Here is a 25384-nt window from a genome sequence, read left to right as displayed (position 1 = left end):
ATTTTCATGCCGGATGAAAAGGATCTGCTGTTCGCCCGCCTTCAACGGCTCTGCGAAGGCCTGCCGGGCGTCGAGGCCGGCACATCCTACGGCACGCCCGCGCTCAAGGCGGGCGGCAAGCTCTTCGTGCGCGTCAAGGACGCCGGAACGCTGGTGCTGATGGCGCCGATGGACGAGAAGGAGCGCCTGATCGAGATGGCACCCGGCACCTATTACGAAACCGATCACTATAGAGGCTGGCCGGCCCTTCTCATTCGCGCCGCGGCGATCGACAATGAGGACCTGAGCCGCCGGCTTGCCGAGGCCTGGCATTTCAAGGCCCCGGCGAAACTGCGCAAGATGCGCGACTGAAGGCGCCGCGGATCAGCCGCCCGACTGGTCCATGTGCATGAACTCCCAGACATTACCGTTGATGTCCTGGAAGGAGCAGCCGTACATCGGGCCGAATTCGATATTCGGCTTCCATTCGCGCCCACCGGCGGCGAGCGCCCTGGCCTTGAAGTCATCGACTTCCTGGCGGCTGACGGCGGAAAGGCAGGTGAGCACCTGGGTCTGCTGCTCCGGATCGCCGACCTTGCCGGTCACGAACTGCGCGAACTTCTCCTCCGTCAGGTGCATGACGAAGACATTCTCGTCCACCACCATGCAGGCCGCCGTGTCGTCGCTGAACTGCTCGTTGAAGGTGAAGCCCAGCGCGTTGAAGAAGCGGCGGGTTGCCGGCAGGTCCTTGACCGGCAGGTTGACGAAGATCATGCGCATGGAAGTCCTCCTGTGTGTTTCATCATGCGGGCAAAGGCCCGTCATGCCACAAGGACGTCACGCTACACGCATTCCCGACAGGGCGGCCGCATTTTTTTGGCGACTCACATCAGGCGGCGAAGGCGTCCGTCACGCGGATATCGCCGACATGGATGCCGTTCCAGTTGGACATGGAGCGGTTGGCCATGGCCATCAGCGTCGCATGAATGGCCAGCTCTTCGGTGAAGAAGCGGGCGAGCGTGGCCGCAACCATGCTCTCGGCGGCGCGCGTCGTGCCGTCCTCGCATTTGAGGGCGACGGCGATGCCCTTTTCCGGGATGGCGGCGCAGAAGACGCCCTCGGCACCGGTCTTGGCGAAGATGCGCCCGGGCGCGGCCTCCATCAGGCGGGTGCAGGCCCTGCGCGTGCCGGCGACGTAGAAGGGTTCGGCCATGCAGGCATCGATCAGGCGGCGCGAGGCCTTCGCGCGCACCGGGTCGAGGCCAACGCCGGTCGCCATCTTCGCAAAGCCGTGGGCGAGGCTCTTCAGTGGCACGGCATAGGTCGGGATCGAGCAGCCGTCGGTGCCGCAATTGTCCACCGCAAGCGCCGCGCCCGTCAGGCTCTCCATGACGCCGCGGATCTCGGCCTGCACGGGATGCTCGCAGCGGACATAGCCTTCGAGGTCCTTGCCGGTGTGGCAGGCGGCGCAGACGAAACCGGCATGCTTACCGGAGCAATTGTTGTGCAGCGCCGTCGGGTGGTCGAGAAGGCGCGCCTGATTGATGAGAACCGGCTGCTCGAAGGACCAGTGCGAACCGCATTCCAGCACGCTTTCATCCACGCCCGCAGCGGCGAGCATGGTACCGGCAAGGCGCACATGCGCCGGCTCGCCGCTATGCGAGGAACAGGCCAGCGCCAGTTCCCGGTCGCCGAAGACATGGGCGTCCGCCGCGCCGCTCTCGATCAACGGCAGCGCCTGCATGGCCTTGCAGGCCGAGCGCGGGAAGACGCCCGCATCGATATCGCCCTGCGAGAACACCACCTTGCCATCGCCGTCCACCACGACGACCATGCCGCGATGGCGACTTTCGACGAGATTGCCGCGCGTGACTTCGACAAGGACGGGGTTTGCCATGATCGTGCCCTCAAATTTCCGATTTCCGCTGCGGTATTATCCGAAATTCACGATCCTGCCCACTCGGTTTCGGAGCACCCCATGAAATTGCTGAGGAACGTCCTTGTCCTCTTTCTCGTGATCTATCTCATGCCGGCGCTCGGCGCGGCGGGCTACTGGTACATCAAGGACCGCCCGGCGAACTGGCGGGAGGCGGACTGGTCCTCCGCCGGCATCCTGCCGAAGGCGAAGGATGCTCCGCAAGCGACCATCCACATCTTCTCCGCCGCGACGGGCGGCATGAAGGGAGCGGTGGCGAGCCACGCCTGGATCGTCACCAAGGAAGCGAACGCCCTGGCCTACAATCGCTACGACAAGGTGGGCTGGGGCACGCCGGTGCGCAAGAACGCCTATGTGCCGGATGCCTACTGGTACTCCAACACGCCGCGCGTGGTGGTCAGCGTCAGCGGCGAGGAAGCGGCCCGGCTGATCCCGAAGATCGAAAAGGCGATCGCCGCCTATCCCTATTCGAAGCCCGGCGCCTACCGCATCTGGCCGGGGCCGAACTCCAACACCTTCGTCGCCCATGTGCTGCGTTCCGTGCCGGAACTCGGCGTCGTCCTGCCGCCGGATGCCGTGGGGCGCGACTACCTGCCGGAGGGCCGGCTTTTCGCCATCGATGCCGACGGCCGGGACATGCATGCGACGCTCTACGGCCTCCTCGGCATCTCGGCGGGCGTTCGCTCGGGGCTGGAGCTGCATATCATGGGTCTCGTCGCCGGTGTCGACCTGGCGCGGCCGGCGATCAAGATACCGGCGATCGGGCGGATCGGGATCTAGCGGGCGCTGGACATGCCGGCGTCATCAACCGATTGTAAGCCGCAGCACGGTTGAGGCAGGAGCGGGAGACGGCCATGAGCGACGAGAGAAAACAGCACGCAGCGGCCTGTCACTGCGGCACCGTCCGCTTCCGCGTGCGGCTGACGGACGAATTCAACACGATCCGCCGCTGCTCCTGTTCCTACTGCCGCATGCGCGGCGCGATCGCCGTCTCCGCAGCGCTCGCGGATATCGAATTCAAGCAGGGCGAAGACAACCTGACGCTCTACCAGTTCAACACCGGCACGGCGAAACACTACTTCTGCAGGACCTGCGGCATCTATACCCACCACCAGCGCCGCTCCAACCCGAACCAGTTCGGCATCAACGTCGCCTGCATCGAAGGCATCAGCCCCTTCGACTTCGCGGCGGTGGAGGTGATGGACGGCGTTTCCCATCCTTCGGATTCCGGCGCCGGCCCGCGGGTCGCCGGGATCCTCCGGTTCGAACCGGCGGCCTGACGCCGCCGGCTTGCGGCATCAAAGATACGCCACCTCCATGGCGGCGATCCGCGCCGGGCCGGCGATCGATTCGATCTCGACGATCCGGTCGCCCTCCACTTCCATGAGCACGACCACCTTGAGCTGACCGCCGAGAATGACGGCAAGGCCGAGAGCGCCGTCGATGAGCGCGAGTCTCGCGGCGGTCGCCTTGCCCTTGAAGTTGGTGGCGACGGCCTGCGCGCCGGTGATTTCGGCCAGCGAACCGAGGCGCACCGCATCGGCATCCGCATGGAAGACGACTTCCGGGTCGAGCACTGCGAGCAGGCCCGAGAAATCGCCGTCGCGCGAAGCGGCGAGGAAGGCGGCGACGACGCCCTTGCGACGCTCGTAATCGGCCGACGGCGCTTCCGGCAGGCCCTGCACGCGGCGGCGGGCGCGGCTTGCGAGCTGGCGGGTGGCGACGGGCGAACGATCCACGATGCGGCCGATCTCTTCGAAGGGCACATCGAACATGTCGTGCAGCACGAAGGCGAGGCGCTCGGCCGGCGTCAGGCGCTCCAGCACGACGAGAAGGGCAAGGCCGACGCTATCGGCCAGCGCCGCCTGCTCGTCGGCGCTCGCCGCCGGATCGGCATGCTGCATCTCCCCCTCCTCGCCATCGATCGGATCTTCGCGGCGCCTGCCGCGGGCACGCAGCATGTCGAGGCAGATGCGGCCGACGACTGTGGTCAGCCAGCCGGAGGGATTGTCGATGCCCTCGCCCGCGCGCTGCAGGCGCAGCCAGGCCTCCTGCACCGCATCCTCGGCCTCCGCGCGCGAGCCCAGCATGCGGTAGGCGACGGCGCCGAGACGCCCCCGTTCGGCCTCGAAACGCTCGGCCCAGAATTTTTTCGCGCTCATCGGTCACACTCCTTCGTCCAGCGGCGTCATGGCCATGACGAACGAAGCCGCACCGGTGTGACAGGGCTCGCAACCGTCGACGCGAAAATCATTGCAAGGAGCAACAAAATGCAATCCCGTATGAACAACATCGTTACCGTTCTCCCCGATGTCATGACCGCCATGCAGGCGCTGCAGGGTGCCGCACAGACATCCGGCCTGCCGGAAAAGACCGCCCATCTCGTCCATCTGCGCGCCAGCCAGATCAACGGCTGCGGCTTCTGCGTCGATCTCCACCCGCGCATGATGAAGAAGGCCGGCGAGACGGACCGGCGCATCCTTTCCGTCGCCGCCTGGCGGGAGGCACCGTTCTATACGGATGCGGAACGCGCCGCGCTGGCGCTGACCGAAGCGCTGACGCGCATCGCCGACCGCGAGGAGCCGGTTCCGGACGCGATCTGGAACGAGGCCGCCCGCCACTATGACGAAAAGACCCTCGCCGCCCTCGTCGTGGAGATCGCCGCGATCAATGTGTGGAACCGCTTCAACGTCGCGACGCGGCAGGTCGCAGGGGAATGGAACCCGTAAGAGCGCCCTTCGCCACCCCGTTTCAGTGAAAAGTCACGGCTTGAACTACAGTTTGGGCCGTGCCACCTCTGCCGCAACCTCTTTTTGCATCGCAAGGCCGCATTCCATGTCCGATAGCGTCGTCACCCCGAAGGAAGCCACGCCGCGGCTTTCCAGCCTCTTCCGCCGCGCCAGCCTGTTCGGGACATTGATGCTCGGCGGCGGCATCATGCTGCATGCGGTGGAGACCTATATCACCGCGACGCTGATGCCCTCCATCGTGCGCGACATCGGCGGCCTTTCGCTCTTCGCCTGGGCGACGACGATCTATGTCGCGGCCTCGGTGCTCGGTTCCACCTTCGTCGCCGTCCGGCCGGAAAGCGTTACGCTGAACCGCTGCTATGTCGCAGGCGCAGTGCTGTTCGGCATCGGCAGCCTCGTCTGCGCCATCGCCCCGACCATGGAGACGGTGCTTGTCGGCCGCGCCGTGCAGGGGCTCGGCGCGGGCTTCCTCGTCGCGCTCGGCTATGCCTTCATACGCTTCGTCTATCCCGAGCCGCTGTGGAGCAGCGCCTCGACGCTCTATGCCGCCGTCTGGGGCATCGCGACCTTCCTCGGGCCCACCATCGGCGGCATCTTTGCCGCCGGCAGCGCCTGGCGCGAGGCCTTCGCGCTGCTCGTGCCGCTGTCGATCGTGATGGCGCTCGCCGCGCCGAAGCTGCTGCCGTCCGGCGAAGGCGAGCGGGTGACAACGAAGACGCCCTTCGCGCAGATCCTCCTGCTGGTGGCGGCCGTGCTCGTGCTGTCGCTCGCAAGCTCGGTGACGGGCGAAGCGCTGCGCGCCCTCCTCGCCGTCGCCGCAATTGCCGGTGTCGTCGCCACCGTCGCCATCGAGCGGCGGGCGGAAGCGCGGCTGCTGCCCGCCGGCACGATCCGCCTCGCCTCACCGCTCGCCCGCGTCTACCTCATCATGCTGATGCTGCTGGTGACGATCTGCTCGGATATCTACATCCCCTATTTCCTGCAGGTGCTGCACGGCGTCACGCCCATCGTCTCGGGCTATCTCGTGGCGCTCCTGGCGCTCGGCTGGACGACGGCGGCCTTCACCACCGCGCGGCTCAAGGGCCGGAGCGCCAACCGGGTCATCGTCGCGGGCGCGGCGGTGGAGGCGTTGGCGACGGCCATGCTGATCTTCGCGCTCGCCCGGCACAATCCCGAAAGCGAGTTTCTGGTGCTGGCGACCGCCACCCTCTTCATCTTCCTCATGGGCTTCGGCATCGGCATGGGCTGGGCGCATCTCGTGACCCACGTCCTGCATCTCGCGCCGGCCGGCGAGACGGACAAGGCCTCGGCGGCGATCACCACCATGCAGGCACTAGGCGCCGCCTTCGGCGCGGCCCTTGCCGGCATCATCGTCAATTCGACGGGTCTGCTTCATCCGGGCGGCGTTGCGGGCGCGCTGACGGCGGCGCACTGGCTCTACGGGCTGCTGGCGCTTCCCGCAGCCGTCGCGATCCTCTTCGCCCTCCGCCTGCCGAGTGAGGGCGGCTGACCCCGCTCAGCCGAAGGTCAGCACGATCTTGCCGATATGGTCGCCCTCTTCCATCATGCGATGGGCGGCGGCGGCCTCGCCATAGGGCATGACGGCGTGGATGACCGGGGCGACGCGCCCCTCCTCCAGCAGCGGCCAGACCTTTTCCAGCAGTTCGTCGCGGACCGCCTGCTTTTCCGCCGCCGTGCGCGGGCGCATGGCCGAGCCCATCACCCGCAGGCGCTTGAGCATGATGGGGGCGAGGTTCACCCGCTCCGCCACCGCCCCGCCTAGGAAGGCGATGATCGACAGGCGCCCGTCGCGGGCGAGCGACTTCAGGTTCCGCTCGAAATAGGCCGCGCCGATCATATCGAGGACGACATCGACGCCGGCCTTGCCCGTCTCCTCAGCGATGACGGCGGCGAAGTCCTCGCTGCGGTAATTGATGGCGCGGCTCGCGCCGAGATCGAGGCAGGCCTTGCACTTCTCCTGCGAACCCGCCGTCGCGAAGACGCGCGCGCCGAGGGCGGCAGCAAGCTGGATCGCCGTCGTGCCGATGCCGCTGGAGCCGCCATGGATCAGCACGCTTTCGCCGGCCTTCAACTCCGCCATCATGAAGAGATTGGCCCAGACGGTGAAGAAAGTCTCGGGCAGCGCCGCCGCCTTCACGGCGTCGAACCCCTTCGGGAAGGGCAGCGCCTGTGAAGCCGGCACCGCGCAATATTGCGCATAGCCGCCGCCGTTGGCGAGCGCGCAGACCCTGTCGCCGAGCGAATGGCCGGTGACGCCCTCGCCGAGCGCGACCACCTCGCCGGTGATCTCGAGGCCGAGGATGGGGCTGGCGTCCGGCGGCGGCGGATACTCGCCCTTGCGCTGGAGAACGTCCGGCCGGTTGATGCCTGCCGCCTCGACGCGCACAAGGATTTCACCGGCGCGCGGCTCAGGGGTCCTGCCCTCCGTCACCGCCAGATTGTCCGGGCCGCCATGCTCGCCGAGCCCGACATAGGACATGGTCGATGGAACTGACATGGCTTTCCCTCCTGCGCTTCACGTAGAACTTCAATTCGACGGTTCTAGCCCAAAGCGCGTGTCTTTTGAATCGGTTCCGGAGGAAAGTTGAATCGTCACTCCAGCGTGGAGGAGAGGATGAGGCCGGCATCGCTGCCCTTGGCGGCGGCCTTGAGCGCGGCGATGCGGCTGCTGATCTGCGCCGCCTCGCCGATCATGTCGCCGAGCGGCACGACGAGCACCACGGCCGAGCAACGCATCAATGGAAAGCTTGTGGCATTGCCCGCCCGGTCGTGGCCGCGGATCTCACCGATGAGCCGATCCTCCAGCGAATAGAGCGAGCGCACCTCGCGGGCGAAATCGGCAAGCAACCGCTCCAGCGTTTCCCGCACAGCCTCGACCGGCCGGCCGCAGATGCCGGCGAAGAAATCGTCGCCGCCGACATGGCCGACGAAGACATCCTCGCCGACAAATTCGCGGCGCAGCAGCGAGGCGAAGAGCGAGAGGGCGAGGTCGCCCTTGTGGAAGCCGTAGTGATCGTTGAACGGCTTGAAATTGTCGAAGTCGAAATAGCACAGGCACCGGAGCTGGTCGCCGTCGAGCGCCTTGTCCTGCAGGTAGTCGCGGATCGAGCGGTTGCCCGGAAGGCCGGTCAGCGGGTTCTGGTCCTCCGCCGTCTTCAGCCGCTTCTCGTTGATGATCTTCAGGAGCGAGGAGGCCGAGAGGATGCCGGCATAGCGCATGTTCTCCGTCAGGATCACGCATTCGTTGCCGCCCATGCCGGTGAAGACGTCGAGAAGCTGCTCGGCGGGCGTATCGAGATCGGCGATGGGCGCGGCGGTGACGAAGTGCGACAGGCTCTTCTGGTAGAGCCTGTTCTTCAGGAGGTCGCGGCCGAACGGGTGATAGCTCAGTTCCTTGACGTGATATTCGTGCAGGATGCCGCGCGGCTCGTCATTGGCGTTCAGCACCGGGAAGAAGGTGCGCTTGGGATCTCGGCGGAAGAATTCGAAGACCGACTCCAGGCTTTCGTTCTCGCGCAGCACAGCGACATGCTCGATCTCGCGGCGGATGAGAATGCTGTCCAGCGTGCGGGAATTGCGGCGCGTGCCGCCGGCGCGGGCGGCCTGGGCATAGACGGGGCTCAGCGCCGAGAAATCCGTGACCGGGCGCGAGACGAACCAGCCCTGCACGAGGTCGCAGCCCGCCTCGCGGCAGGCGACGAACTCCGCCTCGGTCTCCACGCCCTCCGCGATGACGCGGATGCCGAGAACATGGGCGGCGTTGACAGTGTTGCGCACCAGATGGCGCTTGCGCGCATCGGCCTCCATGCCGGAGATGAAATGGCGGTCGATCTTGAGATAGTCGACCGGATGATCGCAGAGCAGTTTCAGGCCGTTATGGCCGACGCCGAAATCATCGATGGCAAGCTTGAAGCCGGCAAGGCGCAGCTTGCGCACGAGGATGGCGAAATCGGGCAGCGTATCGTTGTCGAAGCGCTCGGAAATCTCGAAGCAGATCGAGGAGGCCGGAATGCCGGCGCGGTTGAGGTGTCCGACGAGGCGCTCGACGAGATCGGCGCCCTCAGGAACGAGGCGGGAATCGAGATTGATGAAGAGCGTGCGCGAGCGGAAATCCGGCAGGGCGGCGAAGGCGGCAATGGCGCGGCTGTTGACCATGTGCTCGAGCGCCATGAGCTGGCCCGCCTCATACGCCCGGTCGATCAGGTCGAGCGGCGAGCGGAAGCCGAGGCGGTCGAAGCCGCGCATCAGCGACTCGTAGCCGAAGACCGCTCCGGTGGCCGTTTCCACGATGGGCTGGAATGCAGTCTCGATCACCAGCTTGGCGAGCGTGACGATCTCGCCATCGCCGAAGCGTCGAAGGGCTAGCAATTCGGCGGCGGACATGCGTGGCTCCGGGGCGTGAACGATGCCGCGAAGTCTCCGCCCGTATCCCTGAAGAATCCGTTTCCTCAGTATGACAATTTCATGAAAGTTCAATAACTACAAGGAGTTGATAAAGAACCCGCTCATATTGGAAGCGCCAGCAGCAAGGCCCCGCCGCCGATCATCACGACCGCGATCCAGTGGGCGGTCGAAAGCTGCTCGCCGAGGAAGAGAACGGCGAAGACGGCGACGAGCACGACGCTCAGCTTGTCGACCGGCGCGACCTGCGCAGCCTTGCCGATCTGCAGCGCCCGGAAATAGCAGAGCCACGATGCGCCGGTCGCCAAACCCGAGAGAATGAGGAAGATCCAGCTCTTCATCGGCACCGAGCCGGGCGCCTGCCAGTTGCCGGCAAGCGTCAGCATCAGGGCGATGGCGAGAAGGATGACGACCGTGCGGATGAAGGTCGCGAAGTCGGAATTGACTTCGGTGATGCCGATCTTGGCGAAGATGGCGGTGAGCGCCGCGAAGACGGCGGAGCCGAGCGCCCAGACCTGCCAGGATGTCAGAAGCCCTCTCACACTGCACCTCCTGCGAGCATCGCGCGCGCCAGTGCAAGTCCGGCCGCCACGGCGATGAGCGAAAAAATTACGGAAGCCCCGACATAAAGCGCCGCCAGCCCCGCCTCGCCGCGCTCCCAGAGCAGCGCCGCATCCAGCGAAAAGGCGGAAAAAGTGGTGAAGCCGCCGAGGACACCCGTCGTCAGGAACAGCCGCGCCTCCTGCGGCAGGTGGCCGCGAAAGGCGAAGAAGCCGGCGATCAGCCCCATCAGCAGGCAGCCCAGCACATTGATGACCAGCGTGCCCGCGGGAAAGGCCGTACCGACCAGCCGCGCCGCCAACACGTTCACCCCATGCCGCCCGGCCCCGCCGATGCCCGCGCCGAGAAAGACGATCAGATAGTTCATGCCCGTTGCCTCAAAGTCTGCGTTCGGTTTGCGGACAACAAAAAACCGCCCTCGGGCGGTCGCCAGAAACGCTCCCGCCGTCGACGGCCATCGCTGGCCGGTCTGGCAGGAGCTATCAGCCGATGAACGGCAGTTGTCGGGGAGCTCCATCCCCATCCCACACGAAATTTCTAGGCGCTGGCGGAGCGGCTGTCAAACCGCTCCGCCAGCTTAAGGGCGGGATGCCTACTTGCGCAGCGCCAAGCCGAAGGCGATGAGCGCCCAGCCTTGCATGGCAAGGTCGAAGGCGAGGAAGAGGCCGAGCAGCCAGAGGCTGTTGACCGGCCAGCCGAGGATGAAGACGATGCCGGCGAGCGTGGTGACCACGCCGCCCGCCATCAGCCAGCCCCAGCCGCTTTCCGGCCGCACGCGCCAGGCCGCGAAGATGCGGAAAACGCCGGCAACAAGGAGCGCGGCCGCCATCAGGAGGGTCAGCACGGCCGAGGTCAGCACCGGGTTGACGAAGGCCAGCACGCCGGCGGCAAGGTAGAGCAGCGCGCTCAGCGCCCAGGAGATCGTCTCCCGCCAGGCCTTGACCTGGAAGGCATGGGCGAGATGCACGGCACCGCCGACGATCATCAGCATGCCGACATAATAGACCGAGGCGACCGTCGCCATGAACAGATTGGCGGCGGCGATGCCGCCGAAGACGAGCAGGACGACGCCGAGGGCGACGAACCAGCCCCATTTCGCACGCACTTCGGAGAGAGGGTTCATTCCGGGGGAGAGGACCATGATGCACCTCGAAAAATGAATGAAAACAAAGTCAGCCTAGCACAGAATGGCGCGACTAAGCGACAGGCGATTGCGATGCCTTGGCGGCGTCAGATTTTTATTGATTGATCACTCAATTAAAAATATCCTTGATATAAATCAGGGGAACGACATGCCGAAGGTTGGGATGGAGCCGGTGCGGCGCAAGGCGCTGGTGGACGCGACGCTGCGGGCGGTCGGGGACCATGGCTCGCTGACCGTGACCATGTCGGAAATCGCCCGCCATGCCGGCGTTTCCCCTGCCCTTGCACATCACTATTTCGGCTCCAAGGAACAGCTCGTCATCGAGACGATCCGCAGCCTCCTGCGCACGTTGCGGGCGGATACGGTTTCGGCCTTGCGGGAGGCCACGACGCCGCGCGAGCGGCTTTCGGCGGTTATACGCGTCAATTTCCAGGCGCACCAGTTCGCGCCGGAGACGGTGGCGGCTTGGCTTGCCTTCTATTCGGAGGCGCAGCGTTCGGAAGCGGTCCGGCGGCTGCTCGTCGTTTATGCGCGGCGGCTGAATTCCAACCTGCTTGCCAGCCTCCGGCAGCTTTGCCCCGACGGGCGCGCCGGCGAGATCGCGGACGGGGCGGCGGCGATGATCGACGGACTCTACCTGCGGCAAGGGCTGAAATCGGCGCCCGTCAGCATCGAGTCCTCCATCGCGCTGACGGAGGGCTATCTCAATGCCCAGCTTGCCGCTGTCGCAGGCGCCGCTTCCACCGCCGCTGGCCGACGACCATCCGTCACACAGGCGCGCTAGAGATTCCGGATATTGCTCATTCATTTAAGGACCAGCCCGTGACCGCCAGCAAGCCGAACATCCTGATCGTCATGGTCGACCAGCTTAACGGGACCTTCTTCCCGGACGGGCCGGCGGAGTGGCTGCATGCGCCGCACATGAAGGCGCTCGCCGCGCGCTCGGCGCGGTTCCGCAACAACTATACCTCCTCGCCACTCTGCGCCCCTGCCCGCGCCTCTTTCATGGCCGGCCAGCTGCCGAGCCGCACGCAGGTCTACGACAATGCGGCGGAGTATATCTCCTCCATCCCCACCTTCGCGCATCACCTGCGCCGCGCCGGCTATTACACGGCGCTGTCGGGGAAAATGCATTTCGTCGGGCCGGACCAGCTGCACGGCTTCGAGGAGCGACTGACGACGGACATCTACCCCGCCGATTTCGGCTGGACGCCTGATTACCGCAAGCCGGGCGAGCGCATCGACTGGTGGTATCACAATATGGGTTCGGTGACGGGCGCGGGCGTCGCCGAGATCACCAACCAGATGGAGTATGACGACGAAGTCGCCTTCCTCGCGAACCAGAAGCTCTACCAGCTCTCCCGCGAGAACGACGACCAGTACCGCCGTCCCTGGTGCCTCACCGTCTCCTTCACCCACCCGCACGACCCCTATGTGGCCCGGCGGAAGTTCTGGGACCTCTACGAGGATTGCGCGCACCTGATGCCCGCTGTCGACATGCTGGAGGAACCGGACCCGCATTCCGCCCGCATCCTGCATTCCTGCGACTACGCCAAGTTCGCCATCAGCGGCGAGGACGTGCGCCGCTCGCGGCAGGCCTACTTCGCCAATATCTCCTATCTCGACGAGAAGGTCGGCGAACTCATCGACACTCTGACGCGCACGCGCATGCTGGACGAGACGCTGATCCTCTTCTGCTCCGACCATGGCGACATGCTCGGCGAGCGCGGCCTGTGGTTCAAGATGAACTTCTTCGAGGGGTCGGCCCGCGTGCCGCTGATGATATCAGGTCCCGGCGTGGCGCCCGGCCTGCACCTTGCCCCCACCTCCAATCTCGACGTGACGCCGACGCTGTGCGACCTCGCTGGCATCTCCATGGACGCCGTAATGCCCTGGACGGACGGGGAAAGCCTGCTTCCCGTCATCAACGGCGCAGAGCGCACGACGCCGGTGCTGATGGAATATGCGGCGGAGGCTTCCTATGCGCCGCTCGTCGGCATCCGCGAAGGCAAGTGGAAATACATCCACTGCGAACTCGACCCGGAACAGCTTTACGACCTCGAAGCCGATCCGCACGAGCTGACCAATCTTGCGACCTCCGACAATCCGGTGATGCGGGCGACGCTGGACGCCTTCCGCCAGATGCGCGAAGCGCGCTGGGACATGGCGGCCTTCGATTCTGCCGTGCGCGAGAGCCAGGCGCGGCGCTGGGTGGTCTACGAGGCGCTGCGCAACGGCGCCTATTATCCGTGGGACCACCAGCCGCTGCAGAAGGCATCCGAACGCTACATGCGCAACCACATGAACCTCGACAATCTCGAGGAATCCAAACGCTATCCGCGGGGAGAATGACATGAAAGCCCAACCGAAAGCCTCGCATTTCATCGACGGCGAATATGTGGAAGACGTCGCCGGCACGCCCTTCGAGAGCCTCTACCCCGCCACCGGCGAGGTGATCGCCCGTCTGCACGCGGCAACGCCGGCCATCGTGGAAAAGGCCATCGCCTCCGCCAAGCGCGCGCAGAAGGAATGGGCGGGCATGAGCCCCACCGCGCGCGGCCGCATCCTCAAGCGCGCCGCCGAGATCATGCGCGAGCGCAACCGCGAGCTCTCCGAATTGGAAACGCTCGACACCGGCAAGCCGATCCAGGAGACCATCATCGCCGACCCGACATCAGGCGCGGACGCGTTCGAGTTCTTCGGCGGCATCGCAGCGGCGGGTCTCAATGGCGACTATATCCCGCTCGGGCAGGACTTCGCCTTCACCAAGCGTGTGCCGCTCGGGGTGTGCGTGGGCATCGGCGCGTGGAACTATCCGCAGCAGATCGCCTGCTGGAAGGGTGCGCCGGCGCTCGTCTGTGGCAATGCCATGGTCTTCAAGCCCTCGGAAAACACCCCGCTCGGCGCGCTGAAGATCGCGGAAATCCTTGTCGAGGCCGGCCTGCCGAAGGGCCTCTACAACGTCATCCAGGGGGATCGTTCGACGGGGCCGCTGCTCGTCAACCACCCTGATGTCGCCAAGGTCTCGCTGACCGGTTCCGTGCCGACGGGCAAGAAGGTGGCGGGCGCGGCAGCTTCCGACCTCAAGCATGTGACGATGGAGCTCGGCGGCAAGTCGCCGCTCATCGTCTTCGACGACGCCGACCTCGAAAGCGCCATCGGCGGGGCGATGCTCGGCAACTTCTATTCGACGGGGCAGGTCTGCTCGAACGGCACGCGCGTCTTCGTGCAGAAGGGCATCAAGCAGAAATTCCTCGCGCGCCTGAAGGAACGCACGGAAAAGATCCTGATCGGCGACCCGATGGACGAGGCGACGCAGCTTGGGCCGATGGTCTCGAAGGCGCAGCGCGACAAGGTTCTCGACTATATCGAAAAGGGCAAGGCCGAGGGCGCGACGCTGCTGACGGGCGGGGGCATTCCCAACGCCGTTTCGGGTGAAGGCTACTACATCCAGCCGACGGTCTTCTCAGATGTCACCGACAGCATGACCATCGCGCGGGAAGAGATTTTCGGCCCGGTCATGTGCGTGCTCGACTTCGACAACGAGGAAGAGGTCATCGAACGCGGCAACGCCACGGAGTTCGGCCTTTCGGGCGGTGTCTTCACCACCGACATCACCCGCGCGCACCGCGTCGTCGACCAGCTCGAAGCCGGCACGCTCTGGATCAACACCTACAACCTCGCCCCCGTGGAAATCCCCTTTGGCGGCTCCAAGCAGTCGGGCTTCGGGCGCGAGAATTCACTCGCTGCGCTGGAGCACTACAGCGAGCTGAAGACGGTCTATGTATCCATGGGCAAGGTCGAGGCGCCGTATTGATTTGATCGGAACTGCTCCTCATCCCGCTGCCGCGACCTTCTCCCCGCAAGCGGGGCGAAGGGGGCAGGACGCTAAGTTTTCCGCCACATCGAGGCGATGCGGATCGGAATGAGCGCTCGCCACATCTTCCTTATCCCCGGCTTGCGGGGAGAAGGTGCCGGCAGGCGGATGAGGGGCTTAACCCACGCAGGAAAGAAGCGGTCATGCAGAATGCAGACTACATCATCATCGGCTCCGGCTCGGCCGGCTCGGCGCTCGCCTACCGGCTTTCGGAGGACGGCAAGCATACGGTCATGGTGCTGGAATATGGCGGCTCGGATATCGGGCCGTTCATCCAGATGCCGGCCGCGCTCGCCTGGCCGATGAGCATGAAGCGCTATAACTGGGGCTACCTCTCCGAGCCGGAACCGCATCTCAACAACCGGCGCATTACCGCGCCGCGCGGAAAGGTGCTCGGCGGTTCGTCGTCGATCAATGGTCTCGTCTATGTGCGCGGCCATGCGGAAGACTTCAACCGCTGGGAAGAGCTCGGCGCGCAGGGCTGGGCCTATGCGGACGTGTTGCCCTATTACAAGCGGCTGGAGACCTCGCTCGGCGGCGAGGCGGGCTGGCGCGGCACGAATGGGCCGCTGCATGTCCGGCGCGGGCCTGTGACGAACCCGCTCTTCCACGCCTTCATCCAGGCCGGCCGGGATGCCGGCTTCGAGACGACGGAAGACTACAACGGCTCCAAGCAAGAAGGCTTCGGCCTGATGGAGCAGACGATCTACAACGGCCGACGCTGGTCGGCGGCGAACGCCTATCTGCGCCCGGCGATGAAGCGGCAGAACGTTTCCCTCGTGCGCTGCTTCGCCCGGAAAATCGTCATCGAAAATGGCAGGGCCGTCGGCGTCGAGATCGAGCGCAACGGCAGGATCGAAGTGGTGAAGGCAAACAGGGAAGTCGTCGTCTCGGCCTCGTCCTTCAATTCGCCGAAGCTCCTGATGCTCTCGGGCATCGGCCCGGCGCAGCATCTGAAGGACATGGGCATCGAGGTGAAGGTGGACCGGCCGGGCGTCGGCGCAAACCTTCAGGACCATATGGAATTCTATTTCCAGCAGGTTTCCACCAAGCCGGTCTCGCTCTATTCCTGGCTGCCGTGGTTCTGGCAGGGCGTGGCGGGCGCGCAGTGGCTGCTCTCCAAGGGCGGCCTCGGGGCCTCCAACCAGTTCGAGGCCTGCGCGTTCCTGCGCTCGGCGCCGGGGCTGAAGCAGCCGGATATCCAGTACCACTTCCTGCCCGTCGCCATTTCCTATGACGGCAAGGCGGCGGCCAAGAGCCACGGCTTCCAGGCGCATGTCGGCTACAACCTGTCGAAATCGCGCGGCAACGTGACCCTGCGCTCGGCTGATCCGATGGCCGATCCGGTGATCCGTTTCAACTACATGAGCCACGAGGAGGACTGGATCAAGTTCCGCCATTGCGTACGCCTCACCCGCGAGATTTTTGGCCAGAAGGCTTTCGACGAGTTCCGCGGCCCGGAAATCCAGCCGGGCGACAAGGTGCAGACGGACGAGGAGATCGACGCCTTCCTGCGCGAGCATCTGGAAAGCGCCTACCATCCCTGCGGCACCTGCCGCATGGGCGCGGCGGACGATCCGATGGCGGTGGTCGACCCGCAGACCCGCGTGATCGGCGTCGACGGCCTGCGCGTGGCGGACTCGTCCATCTTCCCGCATGTGACCTACGGCAACCTCAACGCGCCGTCGATCATGACGGGGGAGAAGGCAGCCGACCACATCCTCGGCAAGCAGCCGCTGGCCCGCTCCAACCAGGAGCCGTGGGTGAACCCGCGGGCGGCGGTGAGTGATCGGTAGTCCCATTGCCATCAAGACATCGGGATCATTTCGGTGATCCCGGTGCTGCCCCACCTCGACGTTCCTCCACCATCCGTTGGTGTAATTGCCAACAAGAGCGCTTGATGGTATAAACACCAACATGCAGGCGAGGCTGATCCTCAAGACACGGCGACATATCGGCGAGGCCATGTTCGCCGACCTCGTGATATGGCGGGTGCCCGAGCCACTGCGCGGCAGCCCTCACCTCTTCAAGTATCGTCTGGCTTTCGTGGCCGATGGCATCTGCGTGATGCGCTACGACAACGAAGCCGGCAAAGGGGACCACAAGCATATCGGGGCCGAAGAGCACCCGTATGTCTTTCAGTCTATCGAGAAACTGCTGCTGGACTTTGATGCGGACATGAAAGGATGGATCGATGGAAACGCTGACCGTGAAGATTGAAAGCATGAAGGACGTGATCGCCTCCGCGGTCGATGCCGCGAAGCGGGCAGAGGCTGGCGAAGTCGTCGAGGCTCGATCCGTCCTGTCGTTCGACTCGTGGGAAGCAATGCACCGGACGCTGGCGCCCAAGCGGACGGAGATCGTCATGGCGATGGCCGGCCGGGGTTCGCTCACCGTGCGCGAAGTGGCGAAGCTGGTGAACCGCGACATCAAGAACGTCCACGGGGATCTCGACATGCTGGCGAAGAGCGGTGTGATCGACAAGACCGAAAACGGCTTCTCCTTCCCCTACGACCGGATTCACTTCGAGTTCGACATGGAGGCGGCCGCCTGAGCGCCTATCTACAACCACCCTATTGTCTACTAAATTTATAGAATAATATCAAAGCGTTCCCTGGCGGCAGGATTTCTGCCTTGGGGCTGAGATGGAGAGATATTTGCTCTTCGTCCTCACGCTTTGGAAATCCGTTTTGCTGTCTGCCCTCCCCCAAGCCTGCGATAATCCGGCAAATTCTCGCAAAGGCTTGGAAACGGAATGACTGCTCTTACCGGAAACGGGATCGCGGAAGCCCTGAACGACAAACTCGCCGGTCTCGACCTTGCCGGGCGCCTCGCGCTCGTGGCCGAACTTGGCGGGCGTGCCGTCTTCACCACCAGCCTCGGCATCGAGGACCAGGTGATCACCGCGGCCATCGGTACCGACCGGCTTGCCATCGATGTCGTAACGCTGGAGACGGGCCGGCTGTTCAAGGAGACCGTCGATCTCATCGACGAGACCGAGGGACAGTACGGCATCACCATCGTCCGCTACGTGCCCGTGCAGGACGATATCGACGCCTATGCGGCGCAGTACGGCCTCAACGGCTTTTACGAGAGCGTCGAGGCGCGGCATGCCTGTTGCAGCGTGCGCAAGCTGAAGCCGCTTGCGCGCGCGCTCGAAGGGGCATCCTTCTGGATCACCGGCCTTCGCCGCGGCCAGTCCGGCAACCGGGCGGACACGCCCTTCGCCGAGCATGACGCCGAGCGCAACCTCATCAAGATCAACCCGCTGGCCGACTGGGACATCGAGCGCATCAAGGCCTATGTGGCCGACAATGCCGTGCCGGTGAACCCGATGCACGGTCGCGGCTACCCGTCCATCGGCTGCGAGCCGTGTACACGCGCCATCAAACCGGGCGAGCCCGAGCGCGCCGGCCGCTGGTGGTGGGAGAACGACGAGAAGCGCGAATGCGGCCTGCACGTCACCGAGGCCGCCGCCTCCACCATCCCGGCCCCCAGCGCGGCCTGACCCGAACAGCCCTCCCAAGGCATCCCTATCCGGAGTGAAGAGTTTAATGTCCGATATCCGTAACGAGGCGGAAGCAAAGCCGAACGCCACGCCGAAGCCGCCGCTCGATCCGCACCTGAAGGCGCTGGAAAACGAAGCGATCCACATCTTCCGCGAAGTCGCCGCCGAATTCGAGCGTCCCGTCATGCTCTATTCGATCGGCAAGGACTCATCCGTCCTGCTGCATCTCGCGCGAAAAGCCTTCTATCCCGGCCGCGTCCCCTTCCCGCTGCTGCATGTCAACACGGGCTGGAAATTCGCCGAGATGATCGAATTCCGCGACAATATCGTCAAGGAATACGATCTCGACCTTATCGAGCACGTCAACCCGCGCGGCGCGGCGGAGAATGTCACGCCGTTCTCCCACGGCTCGGCGCTCTACACCGACATCATGAAGACGGAATCGCTGCGCCAGGCGCTCGACGCCGGCAAGTACGACGCGGCCTTCGGCGGCGCTCGCCGCGACGAGGAGGCCTCGCGCGCCAAGGAGCGCATCTACTCCTTCCGCACGCCGGATCATCGCTGGGACCCGCGCAACCAGCGCCCGGAACTGTGGAACGTCTATAACGGCATGATCCGCCAGGGCGAGAGCGTGCGCGCCTTCCCGCTCTCCAACTGGACCGAGGTCGATATCTGGCGCTACATCCAGGCCGAGGATATCCCGATCGTGCCGCTCTATTTCGCGAAGAAGCGCCCCTATGTGGAGCGCGACGGCATGATGATCATGGCCGAGGATCCGCGCCTGGAACTGCTTCCCGGCGAGGTGAAGCAGGAAGGCGTCATCCGCTTCCGCACGCTCGGCTGCTTCCCGCTGACCGGCGCCATCCGCTCCAATGCCGAAACGCTCGACGACATCATCGCCGAGCTGGAGACGGCCACCGTCTCCGAACGCCAGGGCCGCGCGATCGACCGCGACCAGTCCGGCTCCATGGAAAAGAAGAAACGCGAAGGGTATTTCTGAGATGACCGTTTCCGCCACCGCAACCGCCGAAATCCTCCCCCTTGAGGAACCGGCCCATGGTCAGGCCCGCGCGATCCGCGATTCCCGCCCGCTTCGCCTCATCACCTGCGGCTCGGTCGACGACGGCAAGTCGACGCTGATCGGCCGCCTGCTCTGGGACACCAAAGCCGTCAAGGAAGACCAGGCCGCCACGCTCCATCGCGACAGCGGCAAGCAGAACGACCTCGGCCTGCCCGATTTCGCGCTGCTGCTCGACGGCCTGCAGGCCGAGCGCGAACAGGGCATCACCATCGACGTCGCCTATCGCTATTTCTCGACGGACCGCCGCTCCTTCATCGTCGCCGATACGCCCGGCCACGAGCAGTATACCCGCAACATGGCGACCGGCGCCTCCACGGCGGACCTTGCCGTGCTGCTGGTCGATGCCCGCGCCGGTATCCTCGAACAGACGCGCCGCCACGCGACCATCGCCTCGCTGATGGGCATCCGCCAGTTCGTTCTCGCGGTCAACAAGATCGACCTGACGAACTACGACCGCGCCCGCTTCATCGAGATCGTGCACGACTTCAAGGAATTCGCGCTCACGCTCGGCGTCAAGCAGATCACGGCCATCCCGATCTCGGCGCTGAAGGGCGAGAACGTCGTCTATGACGGCCGCGCCTCCATGCCCTGGTATGACGGTCCGACGCTGGTCGAGACGCTGGAAAAGGCCACCACCCGCTCCAACCAGACGGTCGGCTTCCGCCTGCCGGTGCAGCGCGTCTCGCGCCCGGGCGAAAGTTTCCGCGGCTATCAGGGCACGGTGGCCGGCGGCTCGGTGAAGCCGGGCGATTCGGTCGTCGTCCTGCCCTCGGGCATGGTCGCGAACGTCACCAAGATCGTCACCTTCGACCTAGTGCGTAACGCGGCCGTGGCGGGCGACGCCATCACGCTCGTGCTCGACCGTCAGGTGGACGTTTCGCGCGGCGACATGATCGTCGCCATCGACAGCCAGCCGATGACCGGCCGCGGCTTCGACGCACAGCTCGTCGCCCTGCAGCCCGACGGCATCGAGCCGGGCAAGCGCTACTGGCTGAAGAGCGGCTCGCGCCGCCAGCGCGTCACCGTCGAGCCGGTGAGCCAGCTCGACCTGAAGTCTTCCAAATGGAACGCGGCGGACAATCTGGGCATGAATGCCATCGGCAAGGTGCACCTCACCTTCGACGAACAGGCGATCTTCGATACCTACGAGCAGAACCGCACGACCGGCGCCTTCATCCTGATCGACCCCGACACCAACAACACGGTGGCCGGTGGCATGATCACGGGCCGCCGCTCGGAACTCGGCGGCATCCACAAGGACGACCAGCGCGTGCTGCTCTCGCTGCCCGCCGACCTTGCGGAGAAGATCATGGCGACCGAGCTTTTCGCGGATCGCCGCCACGACGTCGACGTGCGCCACACCAGCGCGGGACGCGCCGCGGAAGTGCTTGCCGATCTGGACGAATAGTCTTTTTTCCTGAAGCTTATTGGAAAGCGGCGCCCTTGCGGCGCCGCTTTTCGTTTGAACTACCGCCAAAGGAAAGGCACCCTTTGCCGGAAGCAAAGAGTGCCCATTGCAGGGTATTCCACTTCATCTTCGACAGATCAGAAGAAGAAATACCAAAGCAGGAGAACAATGAAGAGCGGAACGCCCATCAACCAGAGAATCAATGCCCGAGCCATCGGTATTTTCCTTTCCATCATTGTGTCGAGCCGATAACGTCGCGTCCATCATATTGTTCCATCGGCACATCGCGACAGAGAAACGGAAGGCATCACTCAGCTCTGCTTATCCTCCTCTTCCTTCGAGCTTCCCACACCGAGGCGTGTCTCGAATTTTCCAAGGATGAACAGTACGATGAAGCAGGCAAGCGTCGCGAAGAACCCGATGAACCAATAGCCGAGACCGACGGAAACGCCGACGGCACCGGCAAGCCACATACCCGCTCCGGTCGTCAGCCCTCTCACCTCGCCGCGCGAGAAGACGATCATGCCGGCGGCAAGGAAGGCGACACCCGCCGTGACGGCCTCGACGACCCGGAGCGGATCGATACGGACCTGTTCATCGGAAAAGCTCGCCATATGCACGCTTTCCAGCGCCAGAAGAGCAAAGACGCAGGCCGCGAGCGCAACGAGGATATGGGTGCGAAGACCCGCCGCATGATCACGGTATTCCCGCTCCGCACCGATGACCGCACCGAAAAGAATCGCCCCCACCATCCGGGCAAGGATGACCGGATAGGGCACTTGCGTGTTCGGAAAAAGGTCTGCAACGATCTGTTCCATGGCTCGGCAAACGTCACACCCCGCCTCCGGTTCCCGACATTTCGGGCGTTTCAAAAAGTTTTCCTCGGCGTTCCGGGACTTTCCCCAACATCGCGGATTTTTTTGATATTTTGCGCTTGTCGAAACCGAAAGCCTGTTCTATAGGAGCGCCACTGGTCACGGAGTGTAGCGCAGTCTGGTAGCGCACCACGTTCGGGACGTGGGGGTCGAGTGTTCGAATCACTCCACTCCGACCAGTTGAAATCCTTCCGAGCAAGGATTCACGGCCATCCCGGGGGCCGACAAAGCTTCTCGTGAAACTGATAAGTCGGACTTGCGTGAGGAAGTGTCATTACTCCTTAGTCGGTCCCTTCGGCCAGAATTACAGACATTCCGGGTTTTCGAACTTCCGATGGCGGTGAGACGACGTGTTTCTCCAACGTCCTGCGAGATCTTCCTTCAAGAGTTCCCACGCGGGATTGGACACATCACCCGCCGCAACATAGTCAAGGCCGAAAGCGATCTTTCGGCGTACTCCTCACCACCGAGACGAGCCAGCGCGGCTTCGTGCGTCCTCCGCGATATCAACATCCGCCCGCCAGACGCTCAGAACGAGCGCGGGAAAGGCCCCTCGACCAGCCGGGACAAGGAAGGGATCGGCTGGTGCGCTCAGCCAGTTCAGCCCGCCCGCAAGAGTCCAGGGTGTCGGCGGGTGCCATTCTTTTGCACGCTAGCGCTCTTCGAGCCCGGACAGGCTGTCTTCCCATTGCAGCACGAAGGGTTCTTCTCAGAGGACGCCGGTAATGAAGCGGTCCAAGGCCGCCTGCGGCTTGTAAAGGCTTTTGATGAGAAAAGCTGCCAGCACACCCGTCAACGCCCCGCCCATGACATCGCTCACATAACGCGTTCCGACATAGACGCGCGAAATGGAAATGAGAAGGGCGGCTGCGAGAAAGGCGAGACCGCGTCTCGGCATGCTGTGCAGCAGAAGGCCGGCGGCGATGGCGAAGGCCGCCGTTGCATGGTCGGAGGGAAAGGAGGGATCGCCGCTTGGCGCGATCAGCAGATGGGTGATGCAGGCATCATAGGGACGGATGCGATCAATGAACAGGAGGATGATCTGGTTGATGCCGAGGCCGAGCAGGAAGGCGAGGCCGGTGGCGACGAGGGCGTGGCGTGTCTTGAGCCGGTCCGGGCCGCTCCACCAGTTGGCGGCAACCACAAGGACGAGCAGCGGAACACCATAGGCAGAGACGCAGACCATGATCCAGTCGGGAAAAGCGTCGCCGGCCAACGCATTGATCCAGCCCGTCAGGGTGGCATCGATCTCATACATGGACAGGTCCTCTGCGATCATCCCGGCGACACGCAATCGCTGTCGTTCCTGACACCGGCCTGAAGAAGTAGAACTGAAGGGGCGCCCCCTCAGGCTTTCCGATGGAAATCTATTCCGTAGTCGGAGGTGCGGACCTGGACCTACGGCGTATCGTCCCCCAGTTGCGCAGATGGCCGCATGAAGATGCCCTTCCTTTGGTGGGAAACAGGCACGGCTAAACCGGGCGGCAGCTTTTGCAAGCGGATTGCCAAGGCACCAAACCAATGGTCGATGACAATCGATGCCCCGCGTGCAACCCGTCAAGCCCATTGCTTCGCTGCGGCAAGGCAGAAGGGCTGAAGCGGCCCTTGGCCATCACGGTCTGTTATATATCGTCGTGACAATGGCTATTCGGTAATCCCGCTGATTACACCGGCAAGCACGCTGACGCAGTCGCCGGATTTGACGAGGCCGGGGAAATGGCGGGCGGCGAGGATGCCGTCCATTTTCGCCCTGACTTCCAGCGGCTGCACGCCGGTGCGGCCGACGGGATAGATCCGGGCGACGACGTCGCCGTTTTTTACCGCTTCGCCTAGGTCGAAGAGCGGTTCGATAAGGCCGCCGTCCTCCGCGAAGGAGAAGCAGTTGCCGTCGGGCATGTCGAGCCAGGTGGTCTCGGAGGCGTCCGCCGTCCCCTTCAGGATGCCCGCCGCCTTCAGCACGTTCCGGATGCCCCGTTTGGCGATGCCGGCACTTTTCGCGGTCGCCGTGCCGCCGCCGCCGAGCTCGGTGGTGATGAAGATCTTCCCCATTTCCTCCGCCGCCGTATCGTACATGCCGACCGCGTCGATCTCCAGCATCTTCATCGACCAGGGCGCGCCGAAGGCGCTGACGAGCTCGAAGGCTTTTGCCTCCTGCGCCTTGTCCGGCAAGATATGAGCGGCGCAGAAGGGCAGGAAATCCAAAGTTTTGCCACCCGAATGGAAGTCCAGCACGATATCGGCGAGCGGCAGCAGAACGCGCTGGAAATAGTCGGCGATCTTCTGGGTCACCGTACCGTCGGGCGCGCCCGGAAAGCTGCGGTTCATGTTGCCCCTGTCGATCGGCGAGGTGCGCGTGCCGGCCAGGAAGGCCGGGTAATTCATCGCGGGCACGATGATAATCCTGCCGGTGACTTCCTCCGCCTTCAAGGACCGGGCGAGATCGAAAAGCGCGATCGGCCCCTCATATTCGTCGCCATGGTTGCCGCCGGTCAGAAGGGCGGTCGGGCCCTCCCCGTTCTTCACCACCGTTATCGGGATCATTACCGAACCCCAGGCGGAATCGTCCCGGCTGTAGGGCAGGCGCAGGAAACCGTGCTGCACGCCCCCGGCCGAAAAATCGACCGTGGGGCTGATGGGAGATGCGCGCATGGCTCAATCCTTCACGAGAAGCTTGCGCGGCACATTGGCCAGGCACTCGACGCCGGTTTCGGTGATCAGGATGCTTTCCGTCGTCTCGAAGCCCATGTCTTCGAGCCAGAGCCCCGTCATGAAGTGGAACGTCATGCCCGGCTTCAGCTCGCTGCGGTCGCCGGGGCGCAGGCTCATCGTGCGCTCGCCCCAGTCCGGCGGATAGGAAACGCCGATGCCGTAGCCCGTGCGATTGTCCTTCACGATTCCGTATTTCTTGAGCACCGCGAAGAAGGCATTGGCGATGTCCTCGCAAGTATTGCCCGGCTTCGCCACTGCAAGGCCCGCCTCCATGCCTTCCAGCGTCGCCTTTTCCGCATCAAGGAAAGCCTGCGTCGGCTTGCCGAGAAAGACGGTGCGCGACAGCGGCACATGGTAGCGGTGATAGCAGCCGGCGATCTCGAAGAAGGTACCCTCGCCCGACTGCATCGGCCGGTCGTCCCAGGTGAGATGCGGCGCGGAAGCCTCGACACCGGAGGGCAAGAGCGGCACGATGGCCGGATAGTCGCCGCCGATGCCATCGACGCCGCGCGTGCCGGCATCGTAGATTTCTGCCACGAGATCGCATTTGCGCATGCCGACCTCGATCTTGTCGAAGATGCGCTCATGCATCTTCTCGACGATCCGCGCGGCATTGCGCATGTAGCGGATTTCCGTCTCGCTCTTGACGGCGCGCTGCCAGTTGACGAGCGCGGTGGCATCGACGAAGCGGGCATTCGGCAGGTGCTTCTGCAGCGAGGCGAAGGCCGCCGCCGAGAACCAGTAATTGTCCATCTCCACGCCGATGGTCAGCTTGTCGAGACCGCGCTCGGCGAGTTTCGCCGACAGATAGTCCATCGGGTGGCGCTCGGTGGACTGCACGTAATGGTCCGGATAGCCGATGATGTTCTCGTGCTTCAGATAGGCGGTGAGCTTCGCGCCGTTGGCGTCCTGCCCGCGGCCGTACCAGATCGGCTCGCCCGTCGGCGGCACGACGACGCACTGGTGCACGTAGAAGGACCAGCCGTCATAGCCCGTCAGCCAGTTCATGTTCGACGGATCGCTGCAGATCAGCACGTCGATGCCCTTGGCTTCCATGGCCTTGCGGGTTTTTTGCAGACGCGCTTCATACTCCGGAAGCGTGAACTTCAGGTTCGCTTGTTTCATCGGTTTTTC

The 25384-nt window shown here is 64.3% G+C and carries 26 protein-coding genes, 1 tRNA gene and 1 riboswitch; of the genes, 15 read left to right on the top strand and 12 right to left on the bottom strand.

The window, feature by feature from the left end; translation table 11 throughout:
• Positions 1-6 precede the first annotated feature (6 nt).
• A complete protein-coding gene (locus tag DSD28_RS06395; RefSeq protein WP_119255548.1) occupies positions 7-351 on the top strand; it encodes an MmcQ/YjbR family DNA-binding protein in 345 nt (114 codons plus the stop codon).
• 12 nt (positions 352-363) lie between these two features.
• On the opposite strand, the gene DSD28_RS06390 is transcribed toward DSD28_RS06395, so the two are convergent.
• Both DSD28_RS06390 and DSD28_RS06385 read right to left on the bottom strand, forming a co-directional pair.
• Positions 364-759, bottom strand: coding sequence for a VOC family protein (locus tag DSD28_RS06390; RefSeq protein WP_119255547.1), 396 nt, complete (start codon positions 757-759; stop codon positions 364-366).
• Positions 760-868: 109 nt separating this feature from the next.
• Positions 869-1876 carry an asparaginase gene (locus DSD28_RS06385; RefSeq protein WP_119255546.1) on the bottom strand — a complete coding sequence of 336 codons (1008 nt, stop codon included), beginning with the start codon at positions 1874-1876 and terminating at the stop codon, positions 869-871.
• 81 nt (positions 1877-1957) lie between these two features.
• On the opposite strand from DSD28_RS06385, the gene DSD28_RS06380 reads away from it, so the two are divergent.
• Positions 1958-2695: a DUF3750 domain-containing protein gene (locus DSD28_RS06380; RefSeq protein ID WP_119255545.1), complete on the top strand. Its 738-nt coding sequence runs from the start codon at positions 1958-1960 to the stop codon at positions 2693-2695.
• Positions 2696-2769: 74 nt separating this feature from the next.
• Complete coding sequence (locus DSD28_RS06375) at positions 2770-3195, top strand: GFA family protein (protein WP_119255544.1); 426 nt, start codon at positions 2770-2772, stop codon at positions 3193-3195.
• A gap of 18 nt (positions 3196-3213) precedes the next feature.
• On the opposite strand, the gene DSD28_RS06370 is transcribed toward DSD28_RS06375, so the two are convergent.
• Entirely contained in the window at positions 3214-4077 is an 864-nt protein-coding gene (locus DSD28_RS06370) for a sigma-70 family RNA polymerase sigma factor (protein ID WP_119255543.1), read from the bottom strand.
• A 108-nt stretch (positions 4078-4185) separates the two neighbouring features.
• Here DSD28_RS06370 and DSD28_RS06365 point away from each other — a divergent pair, with 108 nt between their 5' ends.
• On the top strand, positions 4186-4644 hold the full coding sequence (locus DSD28_RS06365; protein WP_119255542.1) for a carboxymuconolactone decarboxylase family protein: 459 nt from the start codon (positions 4186-4188) through the stop codon (positions 4642-4644).
• Between the two features lie 106 nt (positions 4645-4750).
• Positions 4751-6175: an MFS transporter gene (locus DSD28_RS06360; RefSeq protein WP_205536179.1), complete on the top strand. Its 1425-nt coding sequence runs from the start codon at positions 4751-4753 to the stop codon at positions 6173-6175.
• A gap of 6 nt (positions 6176-6181) precedes the next feature.
• On the opposite strand, the gene DSD28_RS06355 is transcribed toward DSD28_RS06360, so the two are convergent.
• From DSD28_RS06355 to DSD28_RS06335, 5 genes are all read right to left on the bottom strand, one after another.
• The gene (locus DSD28_RS06355; RefSeq protein ID WP_119255541.1) at positions 6182-7183 is read right to left on the bottom strand and encodes an NAD(P)H-quinone oxidoreductase; all 1002 of its coding nucleotides are present in this window, start codon (positions 7181-7183) and stop codon (positions 6182-6184) included.
• A 95-nt stretch (positions 7184-7278) separates the two neighbouring features.
• Positions 7279-9069 carry a GGDEF domain-containing protein gene (locus DSD28_RS06350; RefSeq protein WP_119255540.1) on the bottom strand — a complete coding sequence of 597 codons (1791 nt, stop codon included), beginning with the start codon at positions 9067-9069 and terminating at the stop codon, positions 7279-7281.
• Between the two features lie 122 nt (positions 9070-9191).
• Positions 9192-9629, bottom strand: coding sequence for an EamA family transporter (locus DSD28_RS06345; RefSeq protein WP_119255539.1), 438 nt, complete (start codon positions 9627-9629; stop codon positions 9192-9194).
• Positions 9626-10015 (bottom strand): fluoride efflux transporter CrcB, encoded by a 390-nt coding sequence (crcB, locus tag DSD28_RS06340; RefSeq protein WP_119255538.1) that lies wholly within the window; start codon positions 10013-10015, stop codon positions 9626-9628. Before crcB ends, DSD28_RS06345 begins: the two co-directional genes overlap by 4 nt.
• Positions 10016-10114: 99 nt before the next feature.
• A riboswitch (Fluoride riboswitch) is annotated at positions 10115-10178 on the bottom strand.
• Between the two features lie 62 nt (positions 10179-10240).
• Positions 10241-10789 (bottom strand): HdeD family acid-resistance protein, encoded by a 549-nt coding sequence (locus tag DSD28_RS06335; protein ID WP_119255537.1) that lies wholly within the window; start codon positions 10787-10789, stop codon positions 10241-10243.
• A 151-nt stretch (positions 10790-10940) separates the two neighbouring features.
• Here DSD28_RS06335 and betI point away from each other — a divergent pair, with 151 nt between their 5' ends.
• From betI to cysN, 9 genes are all read left to right on the top strand, one after another.
• Positions 10941-11576, top strand: a complete 636-nt coding sequence (gene betI / locus DSD28_RS06330; protein ID WP_119255536.1) for a transcriptional regulator BetI — start codon at positions 10941-10943, stop codon at positions 11574-11576.
• Positions 11577-11614: 38 nt separating this feature from the next.
• Positions 11615-13144 (top strand): choline-sulfatase, encoded by a 1530-nt coding sequence (betC, locus tag DSD28_RS06325; RefSeq protein WP_119255535.1) that lies wholly within the window; start codon positions 11615-11617, stop codon positions 13142-13144.
• 1 nt (position 13145) lies between these two features.
• A complete protein-coding gene (gene betB / locus DSD28_RS06320; RefSeq protein ID WP_119255534.1) occupies positions 13146-14609 on the top strand; it encodes a betaine-aldehyde dehydrogenase in 1464 nt (487 codons plus the stop codon).
• 203 nt (positions 14610-14812) lie between these two features.
• A complete protein-coding gene (gene betA, locus DSD28_RS06315) occupies positions 14813-16465 on the top strand; it encodes a choline dehydrogenase (RefSeq protein ID WP_119255533.1) in 1653 nt (550 codons plus the stop codon).
• Positions 16466-16634: 169 nt separating this feature from the next.
• Entirely contained in the window at positions 16635-16889 is a 255-nt protein-coding gene (locus DSD28_RS06310; protein WP_348627904.1) for a toxin-antitoxin system TumE family protein, read from the top strand.
• On the top strand, positions 16864-17223 hold the full coding sequence (locus DSD28_RS06305; protein WP_119255531.1) for a transcriptional regulator: 360 nt from the start codon (positions 16864-16866) through the stop codon (positions 17221-17223). Before DSD28_RS06310 ends, DSD28_RS06305 begins: the two co-directional genes overlap by 26 nt.
• Before the next feature lie 201 nt (positions 17224-17424).
• The gene (locus tag DSD28_RS06300; RefSeq protein WP_119255530.1) at positions 17425-18177 is read left to right on the top strand and encodes a phosphoadenylyl-sulfate reductase; all 753 of its coding nucleotides are present in this window, start codon (positions 17425-17427) and stop codon (positions 18175-18177) included.
• Between the two features lie 46 nt (positions 18178-18223).
• The gene (gene cysD, locus DSD28_RS06295; protein WP_119255529.1) at positions 18224-19177 is read left to right on the top strand and encodes a sulfate adenylyltransferase subunit CysD; all 954 of its coding nucleotides are present in this window, start codon (positions 18224-18226) and stop codon (positions 19175-19177) included.
• A gap of 1 nt (position 19178) precedes the next feature.
• Positions 19179-20666, top strand: coding sequence for a sulfate adenylyltransferase subunit CysN (cysN, locus tag DSD28_RS06290; RefSeq protein WP_119255528.1), 1488 nt, complete (start codon positions 19179-19181; stop codon positions 20664-20666).
• A gap of 311 nt (positions 20667-20977) precedes the next feature.
• Here cysN and DSD28_RS06285 read toward each other — a convergent pair whose 3' ends face one another.
• The gene (locus DSD28_RS06285; protein ID WP_119255527.1) at positions 20978-21484 is read right to left on the bottom strand and encodes an MgtC/SapB family protein; all 507 of its coding nucleotides are present in this window, start codon (positions 21482-21484) and stop codon (positions 20978-20980) included.
• Positions 21485-21643: 159 nt separating this feature from the next.
• On the opposite strand from DSD28_RS06285, the gene DSD28_RS06280 reads away from it, so the two are divergent.
• Positions 21644-21720, top strand: a tRNA-Pro gene (locus DSD28_RS06280).
• A 530-nt stretch (positions 21721-22250) separates the two neighbouring features.
• On the opposite strand, the gene DSD28_RS06275 is transcribed toward DSD28_RS06280, so the two are convergent.
• From DSD28_RS06275 to doeA, 3 genes are all read right to left on the bottom strand, one after another.
• A complete protein-coding gene (locus DSD28_RS06275) occupies positions 22251-22799 on the bottom strand; it encodes a phosphatase PAP2 family protein (RefSeq protein WP_119255930.1) in 549 nt (182 codons plus the stop codon).
• A 386-nt stretch (positions 22800-23185) separates the two neighbouring features.
• Positions 23186-24190: a N(2)-acetyl-L-2,4-diaminobutanoate deacetylase DoeB gene (doeB, locus tag DSD28_RS06270; RefSeq protein ID WP_119255526.1), complete on the bottom strand. Its 1005-nt coding sequence runs from the start codon at positions 24188-24190 to the stop codon at positions 23186-23188.
• 3 nt (positions 24191-24193) lie between these two features.
• Positions 24194-25375: an ectoine hydrolase DoeA gene (gene doeA, locus DSD28_RS06265; RefSeq protein ID WP_119255525.1), complete on the bottom strand. Its 1182-nt coding sequence runs from the start codon at positions 25373-25375 to the stop codon at positions 24194-24196.
• Positions 25376-25384: the final 9 nt, after the last annotated feature.

It is taken from the genome of Shinella zoogloeoides, from assembly GCF_003574625.1.
Taxonomy (GTDB): domain Bacteria; phylum Pseudomonadota; class Alphaproteobacteria; order Rhizobiales; family Rhizobiaceae; genus Shinella; species Shinella zoogloeoides_A.
The sequence above is the reverse complement of the archived record's forward strand: the minus strand, read 5'-3'. Positions and strand labels throughout refer to the sequence as shown.

Excerpts from the sequence above, each read along its gene's own strand:
- DSD28_RS06375 (WP_119255544.1), top strand. The coding sequence starts at position 2,770 with ATGAGCGACGAGAGAAAACAGCACGCAGCGGCCTGTCACTGCGGCACC.
- crcB (WP_119255538.1), bottom strand. The coding sequence starts at position 10,015 with ATGAACTATCTGATCGTCTTTCTCGGCGCGGGCATCGGCGGGGCCGGG.
- DSD28_RS06370 (WP_119255543.1), bottom strand. The coding sequence starts at position 4,077 with ATGAGCGCGAAAAAATTCTGGGCCGAGCGTTTCGAGGCCGAACGGGGG.
- DSD28_RS06335 (WP_119255537.1), bottom strand. The coding sequence starts at position 10,789 with ATGGTCCTCTCCCCCGGAATGAACCCTCTCTCCGAAGTGCGTGCGAAA.
- doeA (WP_119255525.1), bottom strand. The coding sequence starts at position 25,375 with ATGAAACAAGCGAACCTGAAGTTCACGCTTCCGGAGTATGAAGCGCGT.
- betI (WP_119255536.1), top strand. The coding sequence starts at position 10,941 with ATGCCGAAGGTTGGGATGGAGCCGGTGCGGCGCAAGGCGCTGGTGGAC.
- DSD28_RS06355 (WP_119255541.1), bottom strand. The coding sequence starts at position 7,183 with ATGTCAGTTCCATCGACCATGTCCTATGTCGGGCTCGGCGAGCATGGC.
- DSD28_RS06305 (WP_119255531.1), top strand. The coding sequence starts at position 16,864 with ATGGAAACGCTGACCGTGAAGATTGAAAGCATGAAGGACGTGATCGCC.
- DSD28_RS06275 (WP_119255930.1), bottom strand. The coding sequence starts at position 22,799 with ATGTATGAGATCGATGCCACCCTGACGGGCTGGATCAATGCGTTGGCC.
- cysD (WP_119255529.1), top strand. The coding sequence starts at position 18,224 with ATGTCCGATATCCGTAACGAGGCGGAAGCAAAGCCGAACGCCACGCCG.
- DSD28_RS06365 (WP_119255542.1), top strand. The coding sequence starts at position 4,186 with ATGCAATCCCGTATGAACAACATCGTTACCGTTCTCCCCGATGTCATG.
- DSD28_RS06380 (WP_119255545.1), top strand. The coding sequence starts at position 1,958 with ATGAAATTGCTGAGGAACGTCCTTGTCCTCTTTCTCGTGATCTATCTC.
- DSD28_RS06360 (WP_205536179.1), top strand. The coding sequence starts at position 4,751 with ATGTCCGATAGCGTCGTCACCCCGAAGGAAGCCACGCCGCGGCTTTCC.
- cysN (WP_119255528.1), top strand. The coding sequence starts at position 19,179 with ATGACCGTTTCCGCCACCGCAACCGCCGAAATCCTCCCCCTTGAGGAA.
- doeB (WP_119255526.1), bottom strand. The coding sequence starts at position 24,190 with ATGCGCGCATCTCCCATCAGCCCCACGGTCGATTTTTCGGCCGGGGGC.
- DSD28_RS06385 (WP_119255546.1), bottom strand. The coding sequence starts at position 1,876 with ATGGCAAACCCCGTCCTTGTCGAAGTCACGCGCGGCAATCTCGTCGAA.
- DSD28_RS06310 (WP_348627904.1), top strand. The coding sequence starts at position 16,635 with ATGTTCGCCGACCTCGTGATATGGCGGGTGCCCGAGCCACTGCGCGGC.
- betB (WP_119255534.1), top strand. The coding sequence starts at position 13,146 with ATGAAAGCCCAACCGAAAGCCTCGCATTTCATCGACGGCGAATATGTG.
- DSD28_RS06350 (WP_119255540.1), bottom strand. The coding sequence starts at position 9,069 with ATGTCCGCCGCCGAATTGCTAGCCCTTCGACGCTTCGGCGATGGCGAG.
- DSD28_RS06390 (WP_119255547.1), bottom strand. The coding sequence starts at position 759 with ATGCGCATGATCTTCGTCAACCTGCCGGTCAAGGACCTGCCGGCAACC.
- betA (WP_119255533.1), top strand. The coding sequence starts at position 14,813 with ATGCAGAATGCAGACTACATCATCATCGGCTCCGGCTCGGCCGGCTCG.
- DSD28_RS06395 (WP_119255548.1), top strand. The coding sequence starts at position 7 with ATGCCGGATGAAAAGGATCTGCTGTTCGCCCGCCTTCAACGGCTCTGC.
- DSD28_RS06300 (WP_119255530.1), top strand. The coding sequence starts at position 17,425 with ATGACTGCTCTTACCGGAAACGGGATCGCGGAAGCCCTGAACGACAAA.
- DSD28_RS06285 (WP_119255527.1), bottom strand. The coding sequence starts at position 21,484 with ATGGAACAGATCGTTGCAGACCTTTTTCCGAACACGCAAGTGCCCTAT.